Annotated in this window: 14 protein-coding genes and 1 pseudogene; 7 read left to right on the forward strand and 8 right to left on the reverse strand. The window is 70.0% G+C overall.

What is annotated here, in order from left to right; genetic code table 11:
• Positions 1 to 65: 65 nt before the first annotated feature.
• Positions 66 to 869, forward strand: a complete 804-nt coding sequence (locus tag BLS34_RS11460; protein WP_093150356.1) for an alpha/beta fold hydrolase — start codon at positions 66 to 68, stop codon at positions 867 to 869.
• A gap of 4 nt (positions 870 to 873) precedes the next feature.
• On the opposite strand, the gene BLS34_RS11465 is transcribed toward BLS34_RS11460, so the two are convergent.
• On the reverse strand, positions 874 to 2,262 hold the full coding sequence (locus BLS34_RS11465; RefSeq protein WP_093150358.1) for an aminotransferase-like domain-containing protein: 1,389 nt from the start codon (positions 2,260 to 2,262) through the stop codon (positions 874 to 876).
• 135 nt (positions 2,263 to 2,397) lie between these two features.
• Between BLS34_RS11465 and BLS34_RS11470 the strand changes: the two genes are divergently transcribed.
• The 5 genes from BLS34_RS11470 to BLS34_RS11490 all read left to right on the forward strand — a co-directional run bounded on the left by BLS34_RS11470 (position 2,398) and on the right by BLS34_RS11490 (position 6,514).
• Positions 2,398 to 3,372 (forward strand): threonine dehydratase, encoded by a 975-nt coding sequence (locus BLS34_RS11470; RefSeq protein ID WP_093150360.1) that lies wholly within the window; start codon positions 2,398 to 2,400, stop codon positions 3,370 to 3,372.
• A 36-nt stretch (positions 3,373 to 3,408) separates the two neighbouring features.
• Positions 3,409 to 4,125, forward strand: a complete 717-nt coding sequence (locus BLS34_RS11475) for an alanyl-tRNA editing protein (RefSeq protein WP_093150363.1) — start codon at positions 3,409 to 3,411, stop codon at positions 4,123 to 4,125.
• 88 nt (positions 4,126 to 4,213) lie between these two features.
• Complete coding sequence (locus tag BLS34_RS11480) at positions 4,214 to 5,113, forward strand: PhzF family phenazine biosynthesis protein (protein WP_093150364.1); 900 nt, start codon at positions 4,214 to 4,216, stop codon at positions 5,111 to 5,113.
• 10 nt (positions 5,114 to 5,123) lie between these two features.
• On the forward strand, positions 5,124 to 6,032 hold the full coding sequence (locus BLS34_RS11485) for a PhzF family phenazine biosynthesis protein (protein WP_093150366.1): 909 nt from the start codon (positions 5,124 to 5,126) through the stop codon (positions 6,030 to 6,032).
• Positions 6,029 to 6,514: a GNAT family N-acetyltransferase gene (locus BLS34_RS11490; RefSeq protein ID WP_093150368.1), complete on the forward strand. Its 486-nt coding sequence runs from the start codon at positions 6,029 to 6,031 to the stop codon at positions 6,512 to 6,514. Before BLS34_RS11485 ends, BLS34_RS11490 begins: the two co-directional genes overlap by 4 nt.
• Before the next feature lie 24 nt (positions 6,515 to 6,538).
• On the opposite strand, the gene BLS34_RS26735 is transcribed toward BLS34_RS11490, so the two are convergent.
• The 5 genes and pseudogenes from BLS34_RS26735 to BLS34_RS11515 all read right to left on the reverse strand — a co-directional run bounded on the left by BLS34_RS26735 (position 6,539) and on the right by BLS34_RS11515 (position 13,350).
• Positions 6,539 to 6,808, reverse strand: coding sequence for an ATP-binding protein (locus BLS34_RS26735; RefSeq protein WP_093150535.1), 270 nt, complete (start codon positions 6,806 to 6,808; stop codon positions 6,539 to 6,541).
• A gap of 164 nt (positions 6,809 to 6,972) precedes the next feature.
• Positions 6,973 to 7,908, reverse strand: a pseudogene (locus BLS34_RS26740) (histidine kinase dimerization/phospho-acceptor domain-containing protein); the annotation flags it as partial.
• Between the two features lie 135 nt (positions 7,909 to 8,043).
• Complete coding sequence (rpoD, locus tag BLS34_RS11505) at positions 8,044 to 9,993, reverse strand: RNA polymerase sigma factor RpoD (protein ID WP_028796298.1); 1,950 nt, start codon at positions 9,991 to 9,993, stop codon at positions 8,044 to 8,046.
• A gap of 48 nt (positions 9,994 to 10,041) precedes the next feature.
• A complete protein-coding gene (gene dnaG / locus BLS34_RS11510; RefSeq protein ID WP_093150369.1) occupies positions 10,042 to 11,952 on the reverse strand; it encodes a DNA primase in 1,911 nt (636 codons plus the stop codon).
• A gap of 243 nt (positions 11,953 to 12,195) precedes the next feature.
• Complete coding sequence (locus tag BLS34_RS11515; RefSeq protein WP_093150371.1) at positions 12,196 to 13,350, reverse strand: alpha/beta fold hydrolase; 1,155 nt, start codon at positions 13,348 to 13,350, stop codon at positions 12,196 to 12,198.
• Between the two features lie 103 nt (positions 13,351 to 13,453).
• On the opposite strand from BLS34_RS11515, the gene BLS34_RS11520 reads away from it, so the two are divergent.
• The gene (locus BLS34_RS11520) at positions 13,454 to 14,728 is read left to right on the forward strand and encodes an MFS transporter (RefSeq protein ID WP_051245209.1); all 1,275 of its coding nucleotides are present in this window, start codon (positions 13,454 to 13,456) and stop codon (positions 14,726 to 14,728) included.
• Between the two features lie 20 nt (positions 14,729 to 14,748).
• Here BLS34_RS11520 and BLS34_RS11525 read toward each other — a convergent pair whose 3' ends face one another.
• Both BLS34_RS11525 and BLS34_RS11530 read right to left on the reverse strand, forming a co-directional pair.
• Positions 14,749 to 15,546 (reverse strand): ABC transporter permease, encoded by a 798-nt coding sequence (locus BLS34_RS11525; protein ID WP_093150376.1) that lies wholly within the window; start codon positions 15,544 to 15,546, stop codon positions 14,749 to 14,751.
• Entirely contained in the window at positions 15,539 to 16,306 is a 768-nt protein-coding gene (locus tag BLS34_RS11530) for an ABC transporter ATP-binding protein (protein ID WP_093150378.1), read from the reverse strand. Before BLS34_RS11530 ends, BLS34_RS11525 begins: the two co-directional genes overlap by 8 nt.
• Between the last annotated feature and the right edge of the window lie 7 nt (positions 16,307 to 16,313).

Here is a 16,313-nt window from a genome sequence, read left to right on the forward strand (position 1 = left end):
TCCGTCCTTTCCCGCGATGATAGGGAGAGCGGGCCGGATCACACAAGCGAGGCGTCGGAACAGGCATGGCGGCAAGACAGAGCGAGATCGTGCAGACCGGCTTCGGCCAGGTGGAGGTGCACCGCTGGGGGCCGGGCGGCCGCCCTCTGGTCCTGCTGCACGCCGCCGCGACCGGCCCGAAGGCCTACGCGCCGCTGGCGGAGCGGCTGGCCGAGGCCGGGTGGCAGTGCCTGGTGCCGGCGCTGCACGGCTATGGCAACAGCCGGGTCCCGGGGGCGGCCACGGCCGTCGAGGCGCATGCGGCGATCGCCATCTGGCTGGCGGAGGTCAGCGGCGCCAGGGCCCTGGTCGGCCATTCCATGGGCGGGCTGGCGGGCCTGCTGGCGGCACCCTCGGTGGCGCTCGACCGGCTGGTTCTGTTCGAGCCGATCCTGTTCGACGCCCTGGACCCGGAGGCGGATGCCGACCTGATCGCCGCCGAGGCGGAGATGGCGGCCGCGATGCAGCGGCATCTGGCCGACGGCCGGGACGAGGACGCCGTACGGGTCTTCGTGGAGGTCTGGAACGACACGCCCTGGGCCGACCTGCCGGAGGCGGCCCGCGCCCGGCTGACCGCCCAGGCCGCCGGCGTGGTGGCAGACACCCAGGCCACGGGCGGCGTGACCATCGCCCCGGAGATCTGGACGGCCGCGCCGCCGACAACGCTGATCCATGGCGACCGCTCGCCGGAGATCGCCCGGCGCATGGTGGCCGGGGCGATGCGGCATCTGCCGCGGGCAGCCGTCACACCGCTCTCCGGCGTCGGGCATATGGGTCCGCTGATGCGGACCGGGCCGGTGGCCGAGGCGATCCTCGCGGCGCTGCCCTGAGCCCTCACATGAAGGCACGGTCCTCCGCCGGACCGTGCAGCAGGGTCTCGGCGACGATATGCAGGCCGGCGATGGCGTCGTCGTCGCTGCGCGGGCGGCCCAGCGCGAGGCGGATGCGGTTGCGGCCGGCGCCGGTCACCGTCGCGAACACTTCCCCCGCCGTGGTCACCACGCCCCGCTCCAACAAGGCCGCCGCCGCGTCGCTTCCCTCCCAGGCGTCGGGCACCTGCAGCCAGGCATGGGGGCTGGCCTCGCAGCGGATCGAGATCAGCGGGCCGAGCACCTGACGGGCGGCATTGGCCCGGCGGATCTGCGCGCCCCGCTTGCCGTCGCGCAGCCGGTCCGCCGTCCCGTCGGCGAGCCAGCGGGTCACCACCTCGACGGTGAGCGGGGCCGCCATCCACACCGAATCCCGGATCGCCGCCCGGCCGCGTGTGCGCATCCGTGGCGGCATGTGCAGGGCGCCGACCCGCAGGCCCGGGGACAGGTGCTTGGAGGCACTGGTCAGGTAGATCACATGCTCCGGCGCGAAGGCCGCGATCGGCGCCGGCACGTCGGCATCGGCATAGGCCCGGTACAGGTCGTCCTCCACCACCGGCAGGCCGTAGCGCTCGATTACCCGCGCCAGCTCCCGCCGCCGTGGCTCGGCAAAGGTCAGCGAGGTCGGGTTGTGCACCGTGGGGATGAGGAACAGCGCCTTGGGCCGGTGGTGGCGGATCGCCGCGTCGAGCGCGTCGGGCGACATGCCGTCGCCGTCCCAGTCCACCCCCACCGTGCGCAGGCGCAGGGTCGAGGCGACGCCGATGAACCCCGGATGGGTCAGCGGATCGCACAGGACCACGTCGCCCGGTTCGGTCAGCGCCTGCAGGGCCGAGGAGATCGCGTGCTGGGCGCCGGCGGTGATCAGCGTGGTTTCCGCCGTCGCGTCCACGCCGAAGCCGGCGATCCAGTGGGCGAGCGCCGCGCGATGCTCGCGTCGGCCGCCATTGGTGTCGTAGTCGGCCAGCCGCAGGTCGCGGGGATCGGCGACGATCTGCGCCAGCGTGGCGCGCAGCGCGGCCTCGGACTCCGCCATCTCGGTCGGGAAATTCAGGCCCATGTCGACCGGCGCCGGCTCGCTGTCGGAATTTCGGCCCCAGCCATGGGTGCGCGGGTCACGCACGAAGGTGCCGCGGCCGATTTCCCCGTCCACCAGGCCGCGGGCGGTGACCTCCTTATAGGCGCGGGTGACCGTGCCCACGGTGACGCCCAGGCGCCAGGCGAGGTCGCGATGGGTCGGCAGCCGCGTGCCCACGCCGAGGCGGCCCGCCTGGATGTCGTCGGCGATGGCCTCGGCGATGGCCCGGTAGCGGGGACCGGTGCGCCGGCCGATATCGGGAAGCCAATGTGTCATGGTGACAATGTTCCGCTTGAACCGAATGAAGGGAGACAATATGCCGGACAATCAGAAAGACAATCGTAACATTGTCCCCATGACAGGCCCCACGACAGACAGCTCGCGGACAATGCAGACACAAGGACCGGACCGATGAGCCAGAGCGATGCGCTAGACCGCCTGAACTCCGCCGCCGAGATCGTCTATTCGGTCATGGCGCCGACGCCGCAATACGCTTGGCCGCTGCTGGGCGAGCGGGTCGGGGCCGAGGTCTGGGTCAAGCACGAGAACCACACGCCGGCCGGCGCCTTCAAGATCCGCGGCGGCTCGGTCTATGTCGACCACCTGCGCCGCACCCGGCCCGACGTGACCGGCGTGATCGCCGCAACCCGGGGCAATCACGGCCAGTCCGTGGCGATCGCCGCCCGCCGGGCCGGCCTGTCCGCCACGGTCGTCGTGCCGGAAGGCAATTCGGTGGAGAAGAACGCCGCCATGCAGGCCTGGGGCGGCGAGCTGCTGGTCCATGGCCGCGATTTCCAGGAGAGCTTCGAATATGCCCAGGGCCTGGCCGAGGAGCGCGGGCTGCACATGTTCGCCAGCTTCCACGACCGGCTGGTCGACGGGGTGGCGACCTACGGCATGGAGCTGTTCAAGGCGGCGCCGGACCTGGAGGCGGTGTTCGTGCCGATCGGGCTGGGCTCGGGGATCTGCGCGGTGATGGCGGCGCGGGACGCGGTCGGCTCCAAGGCGGAGGTGTGGGGCGTGGTGTCGGAAACCGCACCGGCCTATGCGCTCAGCTTCGAGGCGGGCCATCCGGTCTCCACCAACGCCGCCAGCGCGCCGACCATCGCCGACGGGGTCGACTGCCGGGTGCCCAACGCCGCCGCCTTCGAGCGGATCAAGGCGGGTGCGGCCGGGATCATCAAGGTCTCCGACGACGAGATCAAGGACGCCATGCGCGCCTATTACACCGACACCCACAACATCGCCGAGGGCGCCGGCGCGGTGCCGCTGGCCGGGCTGATGCAGGTGCGCGAGCGCTGGCAGGGACGCAAGGTTGGTGTGATCCTGTCCGGTGGTAATGTGGACATGGACGTTTACCGGGAAGTCCTGGCCGGGGCGTCCTGAATCGAACCCCGGACGAACGCACGCGAAAGGTGGATCATGACCGAGGAGCTGTTCCGCGAGGACTCCTACCTCAAATCCTGCGAGGCCAAGGTGGTGGCGGTGAGCGAGGAGGGCATCGTCCTCGACCGCACCGTCTTCTACCCGACCGGCGGCGGCCAGCCCGGTGACGTCGGCACGCTGACGACCGAAGACGGGCGCACCGTCCCGGTGGCGGATACCCGCAAGGGCAAGACCGTCGCGGGCATCGTCCACGTCCCAGCCGACGGCGCGCCCGCGCTGGCCGACGGCGACAGCGTGACGGCGACCCTCGACTGGGAGCGCCGCCACCGGCTGATGCGCATGCACACGGCGATGCACATCCTGTGCTCGCTGGTGGATGGCGGGGTGACCGGCGGCCAGGTCGGCGACGCCAAGAGCCGGCTGGACTTCAACCTGGAGCCGGAGAACGTGCCGGACAAGGACGCTCTGACCGAGAAGCTCAATGCGGTGATCGCCGGCGACCACGCGGTCACGATCGGGTCGATCACTGATGCCGAACTGGAGAGCAATCCGGATCTGGTGCGCACCATGTCGGTGAAGCCGCCGACCGGGGCCGGCACGGTGCGGATGATCCGCATCGGCGACGACGTGGACTACCAGCCCTGCGGCGGCACCCACGTGAAGGCGACCGCCGAGATCGGCCGGCTGGAAGTGACCAAGATCGAGAACAAGGGAAAACAGAACCGCCGGATCAATATCGCCCTGGTCGATTGAGGGCATCCCATCGGCGGGAGGCATGACGCGCTGGGGGGCCGGCGCGACCGGGTGAGGTGCGCCCTTCGACACGTGTGAGGACCGAGGAATGACCCTGAGTTTCGAGACCGTGGACGTCTTCACCGACACCCGCTTCGGCGGCAATCCGCTGGCCGTGGTGTTCGGTGCCGAGGGGTTGCCGACCGAGCGCTTGCAGCAGATCGCGCGGGAGTTCAACTACTCGGAGACCACCTTCGTGTTGCCGCCGGAGGACCCGGCGAACACCGCGCGGGTGCGGATCTTCTCCACCAAGCGCGAGATGCCCTTCGCCGGCCACCCGAATGTCGGCACCGCCGCGGTGGTCGGCTGGCGCGGGGAGCTGTTCGGCAGGCCGCTCGGCGACACGGTCCTGTTCGAGGAGATCGCCGGCGTGGTGCCCGTGACCCTGGAGCGCGCGGGCGGTGCGGTTATCGCGACCACGCTCACCGCCCCCGCCGCCTTCTCGCGTCACGCGGAGATCCCGGTGGCGCAGGTCGCAGCCTGTCTGGGGTTGGAGGAGACGGCGGTGACCGTCGCCCGCCACGCGCCGGTGATCGGCTCGGTCGGCCTGCCCTTCATCCTGGCCGAGCTGAGCGACGCCGAGGCGATCCGCCGGGCCCAGCCGGTGGCGGCCCGCTTCGCCGACCAGCCGGCCGTGGCCGCCAACGGCGCGATCCTCTGCTACGCCCGGGTGGCGGAGCCGGAGATCGACATCCGGGCGCGCATGTTCGCGCCGATCCGCAACGTCGCCGAGGACCCCGCCACCGGAAGCGCCTGCGGCGCGCTGATGGGCCTGCTCGGCACGCTGGAGGCGGGACAGGGAACCCTGCGAAAGCGGATCGCCCAGGGGGTGGAAATGGGCCGCCCGTCGCTGCTCCAGGGGGCGGTCGACCACGACGACGGTATCAGCACCGCCGTGCGCATCGGCGGCCGGTCCGTCCGCGTTCTGCGCGGGACCATCGAGGACTGAGGAGATCGATATGACCCTGACCTACGAGACCGTGGACGTGTTCACCGAGACGCCGTTCGGCGGCAATCCGCTGGCGGTGGTGTTCGGTGGCGAGCACCTGACGACCGAGCGCATGCAGGCCATCGCCGTCGAATTCGCGTATTCGGAGACCACCTTCGTGCTGCCGCCCAAGGACCCGGCGAACACAGCCCAGGTGCGGATCTTCACCCCGACGCGCGAGGTGCCCTTCGCCGGGCATCCCAATGTGGGCACCGCCACCGTCGTCGCCCGGCGCGGGACCCTGTTCGGCAGACCGGTGGCGGATGCGGTCCGCTTCGAGGAGGGCGCCGGGCTGGTGCCGATCTCGATCCTGAGCGAGGGCGGCACGCCGGTCGGCGCCCAGCTCACGGTGCCGCAGCCTTTCCAGCGGGGCGCCGAGGTGCCGGCGGCCGATATCGCCGCCTGCCTGGGCCTGTCCGAAAGCGCCATCCGCATCGACCGCCACCCGCCGATCGGCGGCACGGTCGGGCTGGAGTTCATCCTGGTCGAACTCGCGGATCGGGCGGCGCTGGAGGCGGCGCGGCCGATCCGGGCGGAGTTCGAGAGCCGTCTCGCCACCCGGCCGGTCTACGACATCCACTGCTACCTGCGCACCGGCGACGAGGACGAGGTCGACGTGCGGACCCGGATGTTCGCGCCGCTCGACGATATCGACGAGGACCCGGCCACCGGCAGCGCCAACGGCGCCCTGCTCGGCCTGCTGGCGGAACTCGACGGACCGGCGGATGGCATGATGGCCCTGCGCATCGCCCAGGGGGTGGAGATGGGCCGCCCGTCCCTGCTCCTGGGCGAGGTCGACCGGGCCGGCGGTGCCACAACCGCGATCCGGGTCGGCGGTCGCTGCGTGGCGATGATGCGCGGCGAGCTGGTGATGCCGTGACCGAGGCCGTCACTGTCTCGGTGGCGGCCAGCACGTCCGACCGCGCCGATTTCGCCGCCCTGGTTCGCGAATACGTGGACTGGCTGGCGGTCGATCTCGGCTATCAGGGGCTGGAGGCGGAGCTGTCGGCGCTGGGGCGGGTCTATGGTCCTCCCGGCGGCATCCTGCTGGCCCGGGCGGCCGACGGGGCGGCGCTGGGCGGCGTCGCGGTGAAGCCGCTGCCGGCCCTGGGCTCCGGCATCTGCGAGATGAAGCGGCTCTATGTGCGGCCGGCGGGCCGCGGCCTCGGGCTGGGCCGGCGCCTGGGCGAGGCGGCAATGGTCCATGCCCGGGCGGTCGGGTTCACCGCCATGGTGCTGGACACCATGCCGAGCCGCATGGGCGATGCGGTGGCCATGTATGCCAAACTCGGCTTCAGCCGCCGGACCGCCTATTACGACACGCCGATCGCCGAGACGATCTTTCTCGAACGCATCCTGTAGCCGGGGCAGCGGCGCACCTGACGGTCAGGCTTCCGTCGGCGGAGTGTCGTCGGCCGGCGGCAGGGCGCGCCAGGGCGGCAGGATGACGGTGACCCGGGTCCCCTCGCCGAACGTGCTCTCGATAAGGATCTGGCCGCCATGGGCCTGGGCGATGGCCCGGCACAGGGGCAGCCCGAGCCCGGCGCCGCGGTGTTCCCGGTGCAGGCGGGTATCGAGCTGGGTGAAGGGCTCCAGCACCTTGTCGATCTGGTCCTCGGGAATGCCGATGCCGGTATCGGCCACGAAGAGCGACACCGACCGGCGGTCGTCGACCGCCGCGCCGGGACGTCCGCGTCGACCGCCACCCGGACCGTCAGGCCCGAGGCGTCGATCTCCGTCCGGCTCATGTCGATGGCCCGGCGGATCTGGGCGTCGACGGCGAGGGTCGAATCCGCCGGGATCAGGCCGCCGGCCTCGGCCCGAGACAGGTCCAGCAGGTCGTTGATCAGGTCCAGCAGGTGGGTGCCGCTGGTGCGCACGATCTCGGCGTAGCTGCTGTAGCGCTCGTCGCCCAGCGGGCCGAACTTCTGGTTCTTCAGCACCTCGGCGAAGCCGATGATCGCGTTCAGCGGGGTGCGCAGCTCGTGGCTCATATTGGCCAGGAAGGCGCTCTTGGCGCGGTTGGCGGCGCGGGCCTCGTCGCGGGCGCGCTTGAGCTCGACGGTGCGCTCCTCGACCCGCTGCTCCAGATCGATGCGGGCCTCGTCGAGAGCGTTCTCATAGGCGGTATGGCGGCGCTGCATGCGGTTGAAGGCCTCGATCACCCGGGCGACCTCGTCCGCGCCGCTCCACTGCACCTCCTCGCGCGGTGCGCCGAGGCGGGTGCTGTCGATCGCCTTCTGCAGCTCCTTCAGCGGCCGGCCGATCACCAGGTCGAATGCCGCCTGGGCGGCGAAGACGATGGCGACGCTCAGCAGGATGGCGAAGGCGATCAGCACCAGGGTGCGCGAGCGGGCCGAGGCGCGGATGCCGGCATCCGTCATCACCAGCTCGAGCCGGCCGGCCTCCTGGAGGTCGGCGCCGGCGTCGAACCGGATCGGCGCCTCGCCGGTTATGGATTTGCCCAGGGGTGTCTCGCGCGCGCCGAAATCGGCCAGGGTACGGCCGGCGCGGTCGGTGATGAAGATGCCGATCAGGTCGGGGTCGATCAAGGCCGGGACCGCCTGGCTGGCGATCAGGGCCTCGTTGCGCTCCCACACCGCCCGGGCCAGCATGACCGAATTGCTGGCCAGCGTCCGGTCGAGCTTCATCTCGAGCCGCTCGACCGCGTCGTTATAGGTCTCGACCTCCAGCAGGACGAAGAACCCGCCGACCACCGTGATCACCAGGGGCAGGATGACGGCCAGGAACGCCATCCTGACCGACCTGAACCGGTACACCCGGCTCAGGCCCCGCCGGACTAGGGAGTCCGGTTTCGCCGCCGCGGCCTTGACCGTCGGATCCTCGTTTTCCCTGGGACCCCGCACCCCATGTCGTCCTCAGGCAGGGGATCAGTAGTCGAGGAAGCTGCGCAGCTTTCGCGACCGCGACGGGTGCTTCAGTTTGCGGAGCGCCTTCGCCTCGATCTGGCGGATACGCTCGCGGGTCACGCTGAACTGCTGGCCGACCTCTTCAAGGGTGTGGTCGGTGTTCATGCCGATGCCGAAGCGCATGCGCAGCACCCGCTCCTCGCGCGGCGTCAGGCTGGCCAGCACCCGCGTCGTGGTCTCGCGCAGGTTCGCCTGGATCGCGGCGTCGAGCGGCTGGACCGCGTTCTTGTCCTCGATGAAGTCGCCGAGATGGCTGTCCTCCTCGTCGCCGATCGGCGTCTCGAGGCTGATCGGCTCCTTGGCGATCTTCAGGACCTTGCGGACCTTCTCTAGCGGCATCACCAGCTTCTCGGCCAGCTCCTCCGGGGTCGGCTCGCGGCCGATCTCGTGCAGCATCTGGCGCGAGGTGCGCACCAGCTTGTTGATCGTCTCGATCATGTGCACGGGAATGCGGATGGTGCGGGCCTGGTCGGCGATCGAGCGGGTGATCGCCTGGCGGATCCACCAGGTGGCGTAGGTCGAGAACTTGTAGCCGCGACGGTATTCGAACTTATCGACCGCCTTCATCAGGCCGATATTGCCCTCCTGGATCAGATCCAGGAACTGCAGGCCGCGGTTGGTGTATTTCTTGGCGATGGAGATCACCAGGCGCAGGTTCGCCTCGACCATCTCCTTCTTCGCGCGGCCGGCCTCGCGCTCGCCCTTCTGCACGGTCTGGACGATGCGGCGGAACTCGCTGATCGGCAGGCCGGCATCGGCGGAGATCACGGCCAGGTCGGCCCGGTGGTTCTCGATCTGGTCGCCGTAGCTCTCGAAGAACCGGGCCCAGCGTGCGTCCTTCTTCGACACGCGCTCGCCCCAGCCGGGCTCCAGCTCGTTGCCGAAATGCTCGGCCATGAAGGATTGGCGCGGCACCTTCACGCTGTCGGCCATGCGCCAGAGCTGCATGTCCACCTGGGTCATGCGGCGGTTCAGCGAGTAGAGCTGTTCGACCAGGGCCTCGATGCGGCCGTTGTTCAGGCGCACGCTCTCCATCGCCTCGATCAGCTCGCCCTTGAGCTTCTCGTACTTGCGCTCGGTGGTGCGGGCCAGCTCCTCGCCGCGGGTCAGCTTCTCGATGCGGCGCTTCTGCATGCGCGCCAGCTTGCCGTAGGTGTCGGCGATCTTGTCGAAGTTCTCCAGCACCTGCGGGATGAGCTGCTGCTCCATCGCCGACAGGGACAGGTTGTTGTCCTCGCCGTCCTCGGAATCCTCGTCGTCGTCCTCGGTCTCGCCCTCGGCCTTCTCGGTGGCGGTGCCGTCGCCGCCGACGCCCTCGGCGGCGGGAGCGGCCGGCGGGTTCTCGGCGCCGTAGGTGGCTTCCAGGTCGATGACGTCGCGCAGCAGGATGGCGCCGTCCTTGAGCTGGTCGCGCCAGTGTACCAGGGCGCGTATGGTCAGCGGGCTCTCGCAGATGCCGCCGATCATCATCTCGCGGCCGGCCTCGATGCGCTTGGCGATGGCGATCTCGCCCTCGCGGGACAGCAGCTCGACCGAACCCATCTCGCGCAGATACATGCGCACGGGGTCGTCGGTGCGGCCGACATCCTCGTCGGAGACGTTGCCGGCGACCGCGCCGTCGGCCTCGCCCTTGTCCTCGTCCTTGTCGCCGTCGTCCTCGTTCTCGACGACGTTGACGCCCATCTCGCTGAGGGCGCTCATGATGTCCTCGATCTGCTCGGAGGACATCTCCTCCTGGGGCAGGGCCGAATTCACCTCGTCATAGGTCAGGTAGCCCCGCTCCTTGCCCTTCTTGATGAGGTTCTTGACCGCCTGGTTGATATTGTCCAGCAGCGGCCCGTCCGGCGCGGCACCCTCTTCGCGGGTGTCCTCGTCGTCGTTCTGAGCCGCCGTCGCTGTCTTAGTCGCCATGAGCCTTCGACCTCATCGTTGTCGCCGGTGTCGACCCCGGCTCCGTTCTCAGTTCGCGTCTTCCAGCGCCGACGCGGAGGTAATCGCCTGAAGCGTGCTTTGCAGGCTCAGCATGCGCTGCCAGCTAGCCTCGCTGAATGTCTGTCCGTATTCCCGCTGCGCATCGAACAGTTGCTCTCGTAGCAGAGGGCCGGCGAATCGTCCAAGCAGTTCCGCCAATCCCTGTCGCGCATCGGAATGGCTGGCGCTCTTCCGAGCGAAGCCCGCATGGTGCAGCGCCTCGTCGGCCAGCAAGCCATCCACAGTGTCCGAATAACCTAACGCCATGAAGTGGTCGCGAAGACCGTCCGCGTCAAGCCCAGGGTCCTCCGCGTTGATCTCTAGAATTTGACGGCGAAGCTTGTCAAGGAATGGGTCGTCGAGGGAGAGCGTGGCGAGCACCTCGCCCAGCTCGTCCAGCAGTCCCGGATGGTGCATGAACGTGGCCAGAATGACCTGCTGCTGGCGCCGGGGCAGGACCGCATCGACCCGGGCGCGGGCGGTGCGGCTGCCGACCGGTTCGGGCGGCGGCGGCGGGGTCCAGCGTCCGCCGCGCTGGCGGTCGTTGCCCCGGCTCCGCTGGAAACCGCCCCGGCCCTGATCGCGCCCGGCGCCTCCGCCGAAGCCGCGCCCCCCGTTGCGACCCTGGGGTCTGCGCATCTCCTCGATCCGGGCCTCCATGTGGTCCCGGTAGGCGATCTGCACGCCCTGATCGGCGACCTCGCGCACCAGGTCGCGCATGCGCTTGAAGAAGGCGGCCCGCCGTTCCGGGGTGTCCGTGGGATTGGACACCAGCTCGCTGGCCCACAGAAAGTCGGCGAGCCCCCGGGCGGTGCCGAGAATGTCGCGCAGCGCCTTCTTGCCGTCGCGCTTGATCAGGTCGTCCGGGTCCTGGCCTTCGGGCAGGGTGACGAAGCGCAGCGAATGGCCGGGCTTCAGCAGCGGCAGGGCGCGGTCGCAGGCGCGGCGCGCGGCGCGCTGGCCGGCGGTGTCGCCGTCGAAGCACAGGATCGGCTCCGGCGTCAGGCGCCACAGCTCGACGATCTGGTCCTCGGTCAGCGCGGTGCCGAGCGGGGCGACCGCCGGGAAGCCCGCCTGGGCGAGCGCGATCACGTCCATGTAGCCTTCGGCGACCAGCAGCTCGCCGGACTTGTGGGCGGCTTCGCGCGCCTGGGCCAGGCCGTAGAGCACCCGGCCCTTGTGGAACAGCGGGGTGTCCGGCGAGTTCAGGTATTTCGGTTGGCCGTCGCCCAGCACCCGGCCGCCGAAGGCGATGACCTTGCCGCGCCGGTCGGTGATCGGAAACAGCACCCGGCCGCGCATGTAGTCGACCGTCTCGCCAGCGCGCTCGCCCTCGTCATAGCGTTTGACGAGACCGGCCTCCACCAGCACCTCGGTGTCCACGCCCTCGGCCTTCAGGGCGCGCTGCAGCGCCTTGCGGTCGTCCGGCGCCCAGCCCAGGCGGAAGGCCTTGACCGTCTCGTCGGTCAGGCCGCGTTCCTTCAGGTAGCGCAGTCCGGCCTCGCCGGCCGAGGTGTGGAGCTGGCGCTCGTACCAGCGGCAGGCGAGGTCCACCACCTCCTGCAGCGAGCGGCGGCGTTCGGCGCGCTGCTGCTCCTCGGGGCTCTCCTTCGGCACTTCCAGTCCGGCCAGCGACGCGACCTGCTCGACCGCCTCCATGAACTTGAGGCCGTCGTTCTCCATCAGGAACTTGAAGACGTCCCCATGCGCCCCGCAGGCGAAGCAGTGATAGAAGCCCTTGTCGTCGACGATCGAGAGCGACGGTTTGCTGTCGTTATGGAACGGGCAGAGCGACAGGAACTCGCGGCCCTTGCGCTCCAGCTTGTACTTCCGGCCGATCACGCTGGAGACCGTCACGCGGTCGCGCAGCTCGTCGAGGAAGTGCGGAGGAAGCGACATGGGCGGGGGCACTCGGCATATCGGGATGCGGGGCCGCGATCATACGCCTGTCGGGCGGCAGAGTCATGGCGATGACCTCACTCCCCCCATCCCTTTCACACACTCCCCGGATTTATTCCGGGGCAAGCGCTGGGCGCGAAACCTGGCGTCGGAGAAAATCCACCCACCCCCGCCCGGTTGACCCGATTGCCCCGGAATAAATCCGGAGAGTGTGGGGGGGTGGAATCATAACGAGCGCGCTTTCTACACCCCCCGCAGAAACGCCAGCAGCTGCTCCACCACGGCCTCCGGCTGCTCCTGCTGCACCCAGTGGCCGGCGCCCTCGATCAGGTGGGTGCCGCGCCAGTCCGGGCAGACGGCATCGCTGGCCATCGCCTCCAGCGCGCCGGGGAACTGGTGGATGCCCCAGTCCTGGGCGCCGGCGATGAAGGTCGCCGGCACGTCGATGGTGCGTCCTGAGAACACCTCCTGCTCGGACAGGAAGGCGCCCGTGGTGTTGCAGCGGTACCATTGCAGCCCGCCCTGGAAGCCGGTGCGGCCGTACTCGCCGGCATAGACCGCCAGCTCGCGCTCCGGCAGCCAGCTATTGGCGGCGATCTCGGCGTCGGACGGCATCTCCTTGGCCACGGTCTGCGCCATCGTCTCGTTCAGGTCCATGATGTAGTAGGTCGGCATCTGTGCCAGCGCCTCCGCCGTCCAGCCGTCCAGCCGGAACGGCCTGTTGCCGGGCCAGTCGGCGCTCTTGTGGTGGTAATAGGCGCGCAGGAAGGCCTGCAGGCCCTGGGGGCAGTCGGTCATGTCCGCGTTGGCCGGGCGGGTGGCGTAGTACCACTGGTAATGCTTGCGCGGCCGGGCCAGGGCGGCGAGGTCGGCATGGACGTCCGCCTTCGCCGCCGGCGCCTCGAACGGCGTCTTCGGCGGGCCGGGGAAGGGCGAGCTCATCATCGCCAGGGCGCGGAACACGTCGGGGCGGACCAGGGCGCAGGTCGCGGCGATGGGCGAGCCGAAATCGTGGCCGATCACCGCCTCCACATGCCGGCGGCCCAGCGCGGCCAGCAGGCCTAGGATGTCGCGCAGCAGGTTAAGCGGGCGGAACGGCGTCAGCGGGCCGTCGTACTCGGCGTCCCAGCCGGTGGTACGGCCGTAGCCGCGCTGGTCGGGGGCGACCACGTGATAGCCCGCTTCGGCCAGGGCCGGCATCACCTTGCGCCAGCTATAGGCCAGCTCCGGGAAGCCGTGCAGCAGCAGCAGGCAGGGCTTGTCCGCCGCCTTCTCCCATCCGGCCTCCAGAAGATGCATGCGCAGCCCGTTGATGTCCTCGACGAAGCGCGAGCGCACGCCGTCGGGAAGAAGCGACGGGTCCAGCGGGTCCTGGGGGGTGAGCGAGGGATGGGTCATGGCGGGGCGTCTCCGGCTGTCCCGGGCTGTTCATTTGCCCGGTGTGTCGTTGAACCCCTATCCTAGGCCGGCCGTTCCTTTCTGCGATAGCGCCCGGGATCCCATGATCGCTTCCGTCTCCGCCCTGCTGACCAGTCTCGCCCTGCTGCTTGCCGGCAACGGGCTGCTGACCCTGTTGCTGCCGACCCGGGCGGCCCTGGGGGGCATGGCGACGGGGGCCATCGGCCTCGCCATGTCCGGGTATTTTGTCGGCTACGTGATCGGCTGCCTGCTGACCCCGCGGATCGTGCAGCGGGTCGGCCATATCCGCAGCTTCGCAGCCTTGGCCGCCCTGGCGGCGGCGACGGCGCTGGCCTATGCGCTGGCGGGGGATCCGGTCGCCTGGTTCCTGCTGCGCGCCCTGTCCGGCATCGCCATGTCGGGGCTCACGATGATCGTGGAGAGCTGGCTGAACGACCGGGCGACCGACGAGACCCGCGGGCGGATCATCTCGGTCTACCGCATCGTCGACCTGAGCGCGGTGTCGGTCGGCCAGCTCCTGCTCAGCGTCGCCTCGCCGGCCGGGTTCGAGCTGTTCAGCCTGTCGGCGATCCTGATCGTTCTGGCCCTGGTGCCCACGGCGGTCTCGACCGCCCAGGCGCCGGCGCCGATCCAGAACGTGAAGATCCGGCTGTTCTATCTCTGGCGGATCTCCCCCCTCGGGCTCGCCACCGCCCTGGCGGTGGGCGTGGGCAATGGGGCGTTCTGGTCGCTCGGCGCGGTGTTCGGACAGAAGACCGGGCTCGATGCCGTCGGCATCTCCCTGTTCATGACGGCGGTGGTGATCGGCGGTGCTGTGATGCAGGTGCCGATCGCCGCCCTCGACCGGCATTTCGACCGCCGCCTGCTGCTTATCGCCGCCGCCTTCGCCACCTCCATCGTCAGCGCGGCGGCGGCGTTTCTGGCGTCGATCTCGGTAACCTGGGCCATAATCTCCGGATTCGCGCTGGGCGGCCTGTTCCTGCCGATCTACGGGCTGGCGCTCGCCCATGCCAATGACCGGCTGGAGGCCGGCGACTTCGTGGTGATGAGCGGCGGCCTGTTGCTGACCTACGGCCTGGGCGCCATCGTCGGTCCGCTGATCGCCTCGCTGTTGATGGAGGCGATGGGGCCGCGCGCTCTGTTCCTGCATGTTTCCGCGGTGTGGTTCCTGCTGGTGCTGTTCGGTCTGTGGCGTCTGAGGGCGCGCCCGCCGGTGGCGCTGGAGGAGCAGGCGGAACTGGTGCCGACCCCGCGTGGCGGCACCATGATGTTCGAGCTCGATCCGCGCACCGAGGATCCGCAGCCGGACGCGGAAGAGGCCGAACCGCCGAAGCCGGTCGGGGATGGCGGCCAATAGATTCTGGTCGGCAGGCCGGATCAGCGGCGCCAGGCGAGCAGGGCGCGTTCTGCCCGGCCGATCAGCCAGTTCACCACCAGGCCGATGGCCGAGAGGATGGCGACGCCGGCGATCAGCTCGTCGGTCGCCATCAGGCTGCCGGCCAGCAGGATATAGGCGCCGATGCCGTATTCGGCGCCGATCATCTCGGCGGCGACCAGCAGCACGATGGCGATGGCGGCGGAGATCCGGAAGCCCGGCAGAATCGCCGGCAGCGCGCCGGGCAGGATGATCTTGCGCACGATGGAGAACCAGGACAGCCCGAAGGACTGGCCCATGCGGATCAGGGTGCGGTCCACATTGTCGACTCCGCCATAGGTGGCGACCACGGTGGGGAAGAAGGTGCCGAACAGGATGGTGGCGACCTTGGAGCCCTCGCCGATGCCGAACCAGATGACGAAGAGCGGCAGCAGGGCGATCTTCGGCACCGGGAAGATGGCGGCGACGATGGGGGCGAGCCCGGCCCGGGCCAGGGAGAACAGCCCGATGCTCAAGCCCACGGCGACACCCAGCACCGTCCCCAGGCTCCAGCCGACGACGAGACGCTGCAGCGAGGCGCCCAGATGGTCCCAGATCAGTCCGGTTTCCACCAGCCGGGCCAGGGCGGCATAGACCTCCGAGGGGGCGGGCAGCACCAGCGGCGGGATCACTCCGGTGCGGCACCCGATCTCCCACAGGGCGACGATCGCCACGAACACCAGCGGGCCGACCAGCCCCAGCTTGCGCGCGGTGAAGCCGCCGCCGCGGAACGGGACCGGCTGAACCTGTTTCTCAGCCACCGACCAGCTCCTTCTCCGCCGCTTCCGCCTCGTCGCGGATCAGTGCCCAGAGCCGGGACTGATGCGCCTCCAGCTCGGCCATACGGCCGGTCCGCTCGCCCAGGGGCATGTCGATATCGACGATCTCGCGGATCCGGCCCGGACGGCGCGACAGCACGATGACCCGGTGGCCGAGCCGTACGGCTTCCGCCAGGTTGTGGGTGACGTAGACGGCGGAGAACCGCTCGCGCTCCCACAGGGCGACCAGATCGGCCATCAGCAGCTCGCGGGTCTGGGCGTCCAGGGCCGAGAGCGGCTCGTCCATCAGCATGACGGCGGGCGACACCGCCAGCGCCCGGGCGATCGCCACGCGCTGGCGCATGCCGCCGGAGAGCTGGCGCGGCCAGGCCTTGCGAAACTCAGTGAGGTTGGTGCGGGCGAGCACACCGGCGACGATCCGCTCCGTCTCCGCCGCGCCCAGGCGATGGTCCTCCAGCACGAGGCGGATGTTGCCCTCCACGCTGCGCCAGGGCAGGAGGGCGAAATCCTGGAAGATGAAGGTCAGCGGGTTGAGGCTGGCCGCGGGCGGGGCGCCGACCTGCAGGATCTCGCCGCTATCCGGCCGCTCCAGCCCGCCGATCATCCGCAGCAGGGTGGATTTCCCGCAGCCGGACGGGCCGACGATGCACACGATGCGGCCGGCCGGGACCTCGAAACCGATCCCGTCCAGCACGGTGAGCGGGCCGTAGGCGTGGCCGACGTCCCGGATCTTCAGGTCCACGGCCCGC

Origin of the sequence: Thalassobaculum litoreum DSM 18839, assembly GCF_900102465.1 — a bacterium.
Classification (GTDB): Bacteria; Pseudomonadota; Alphaproteobacteria; order Thalassobaculales; family Thalassobaculaceae; genus Thalassobaculum; species Thalassobaculum litoreum.

Bases quoted from the DNA above. Each gene is read 5' to 3' on its own strand.
- BLS34_RS11460 (WP_093150356.1), top strand. From the start codon at position 66: ATGGCGGCAAGACAGAGCGAGATCGTGCAGACCGGCTTCGGCCAGGTG.
- BLS34_RS11465 (WP_093150358.1), bottom strand. From the start codon at position 2,262: ATGACACATTGGCTTCCCGATATCGGCCGGCGCACCGGTCCCCGCTAC.
- BLS34_RS11470 (WP_093150360.1), top strand. From the start codon at position 2,398: ATGAGCCAGAGCGATGCGCTAGACCGCCTGAACTCCGCCGCCGAGATC.
- BLS34_RS11475 (WP_093150363.1), top strand. From the start codon at position 3,409: ATGACCGAGGAGCTGTTCCGCGAGGACTCCTACCTCAAATCCTGCGAG.
- BLS34_RS11480 (WP_093150364.1), top strand. From the start codon at position 4,214: ATGACCCTGAGTTTCGAGACCGTGGACGTCTTCACCGACACCCGCTTC.
- BLS34_RS11485 (WP_093150366.1), top strand. From the start codon at position 5,124: ATGACCCTGACCTACGAGACCGTGGACGTGTTCACCGAGACGCCGTTC.
- rpoD (WP_028796298.1), bottom strand. From the start codon at position 9,993: ATGGCGACTAAGACAGCGACGGCGGCTCAGAACGACGACGAGGACACC.
- dnaG (WP_093150369.1), bottom strand. From the start codon at position 11,952: ATGTCGCTTCCTCCGCACTTCCTCGACGAGCTGCGCGACCGCGTGACG.
- BLS34_RS11515 (WP_093150371.1), bottom strand. From the start codon at position 13,350: ATGACCCATCCCTCGCTCACCCCCCAGGACCCGCTGGACCCGTCGCTT.
- BLS34_RS11520 (WP_051245209.1), top strand. From the start codon at position 13,454: ATGATCGCTTCCGTCTCCGCCCTGCTGACCAGTCTCGCCCTGCTGCTT.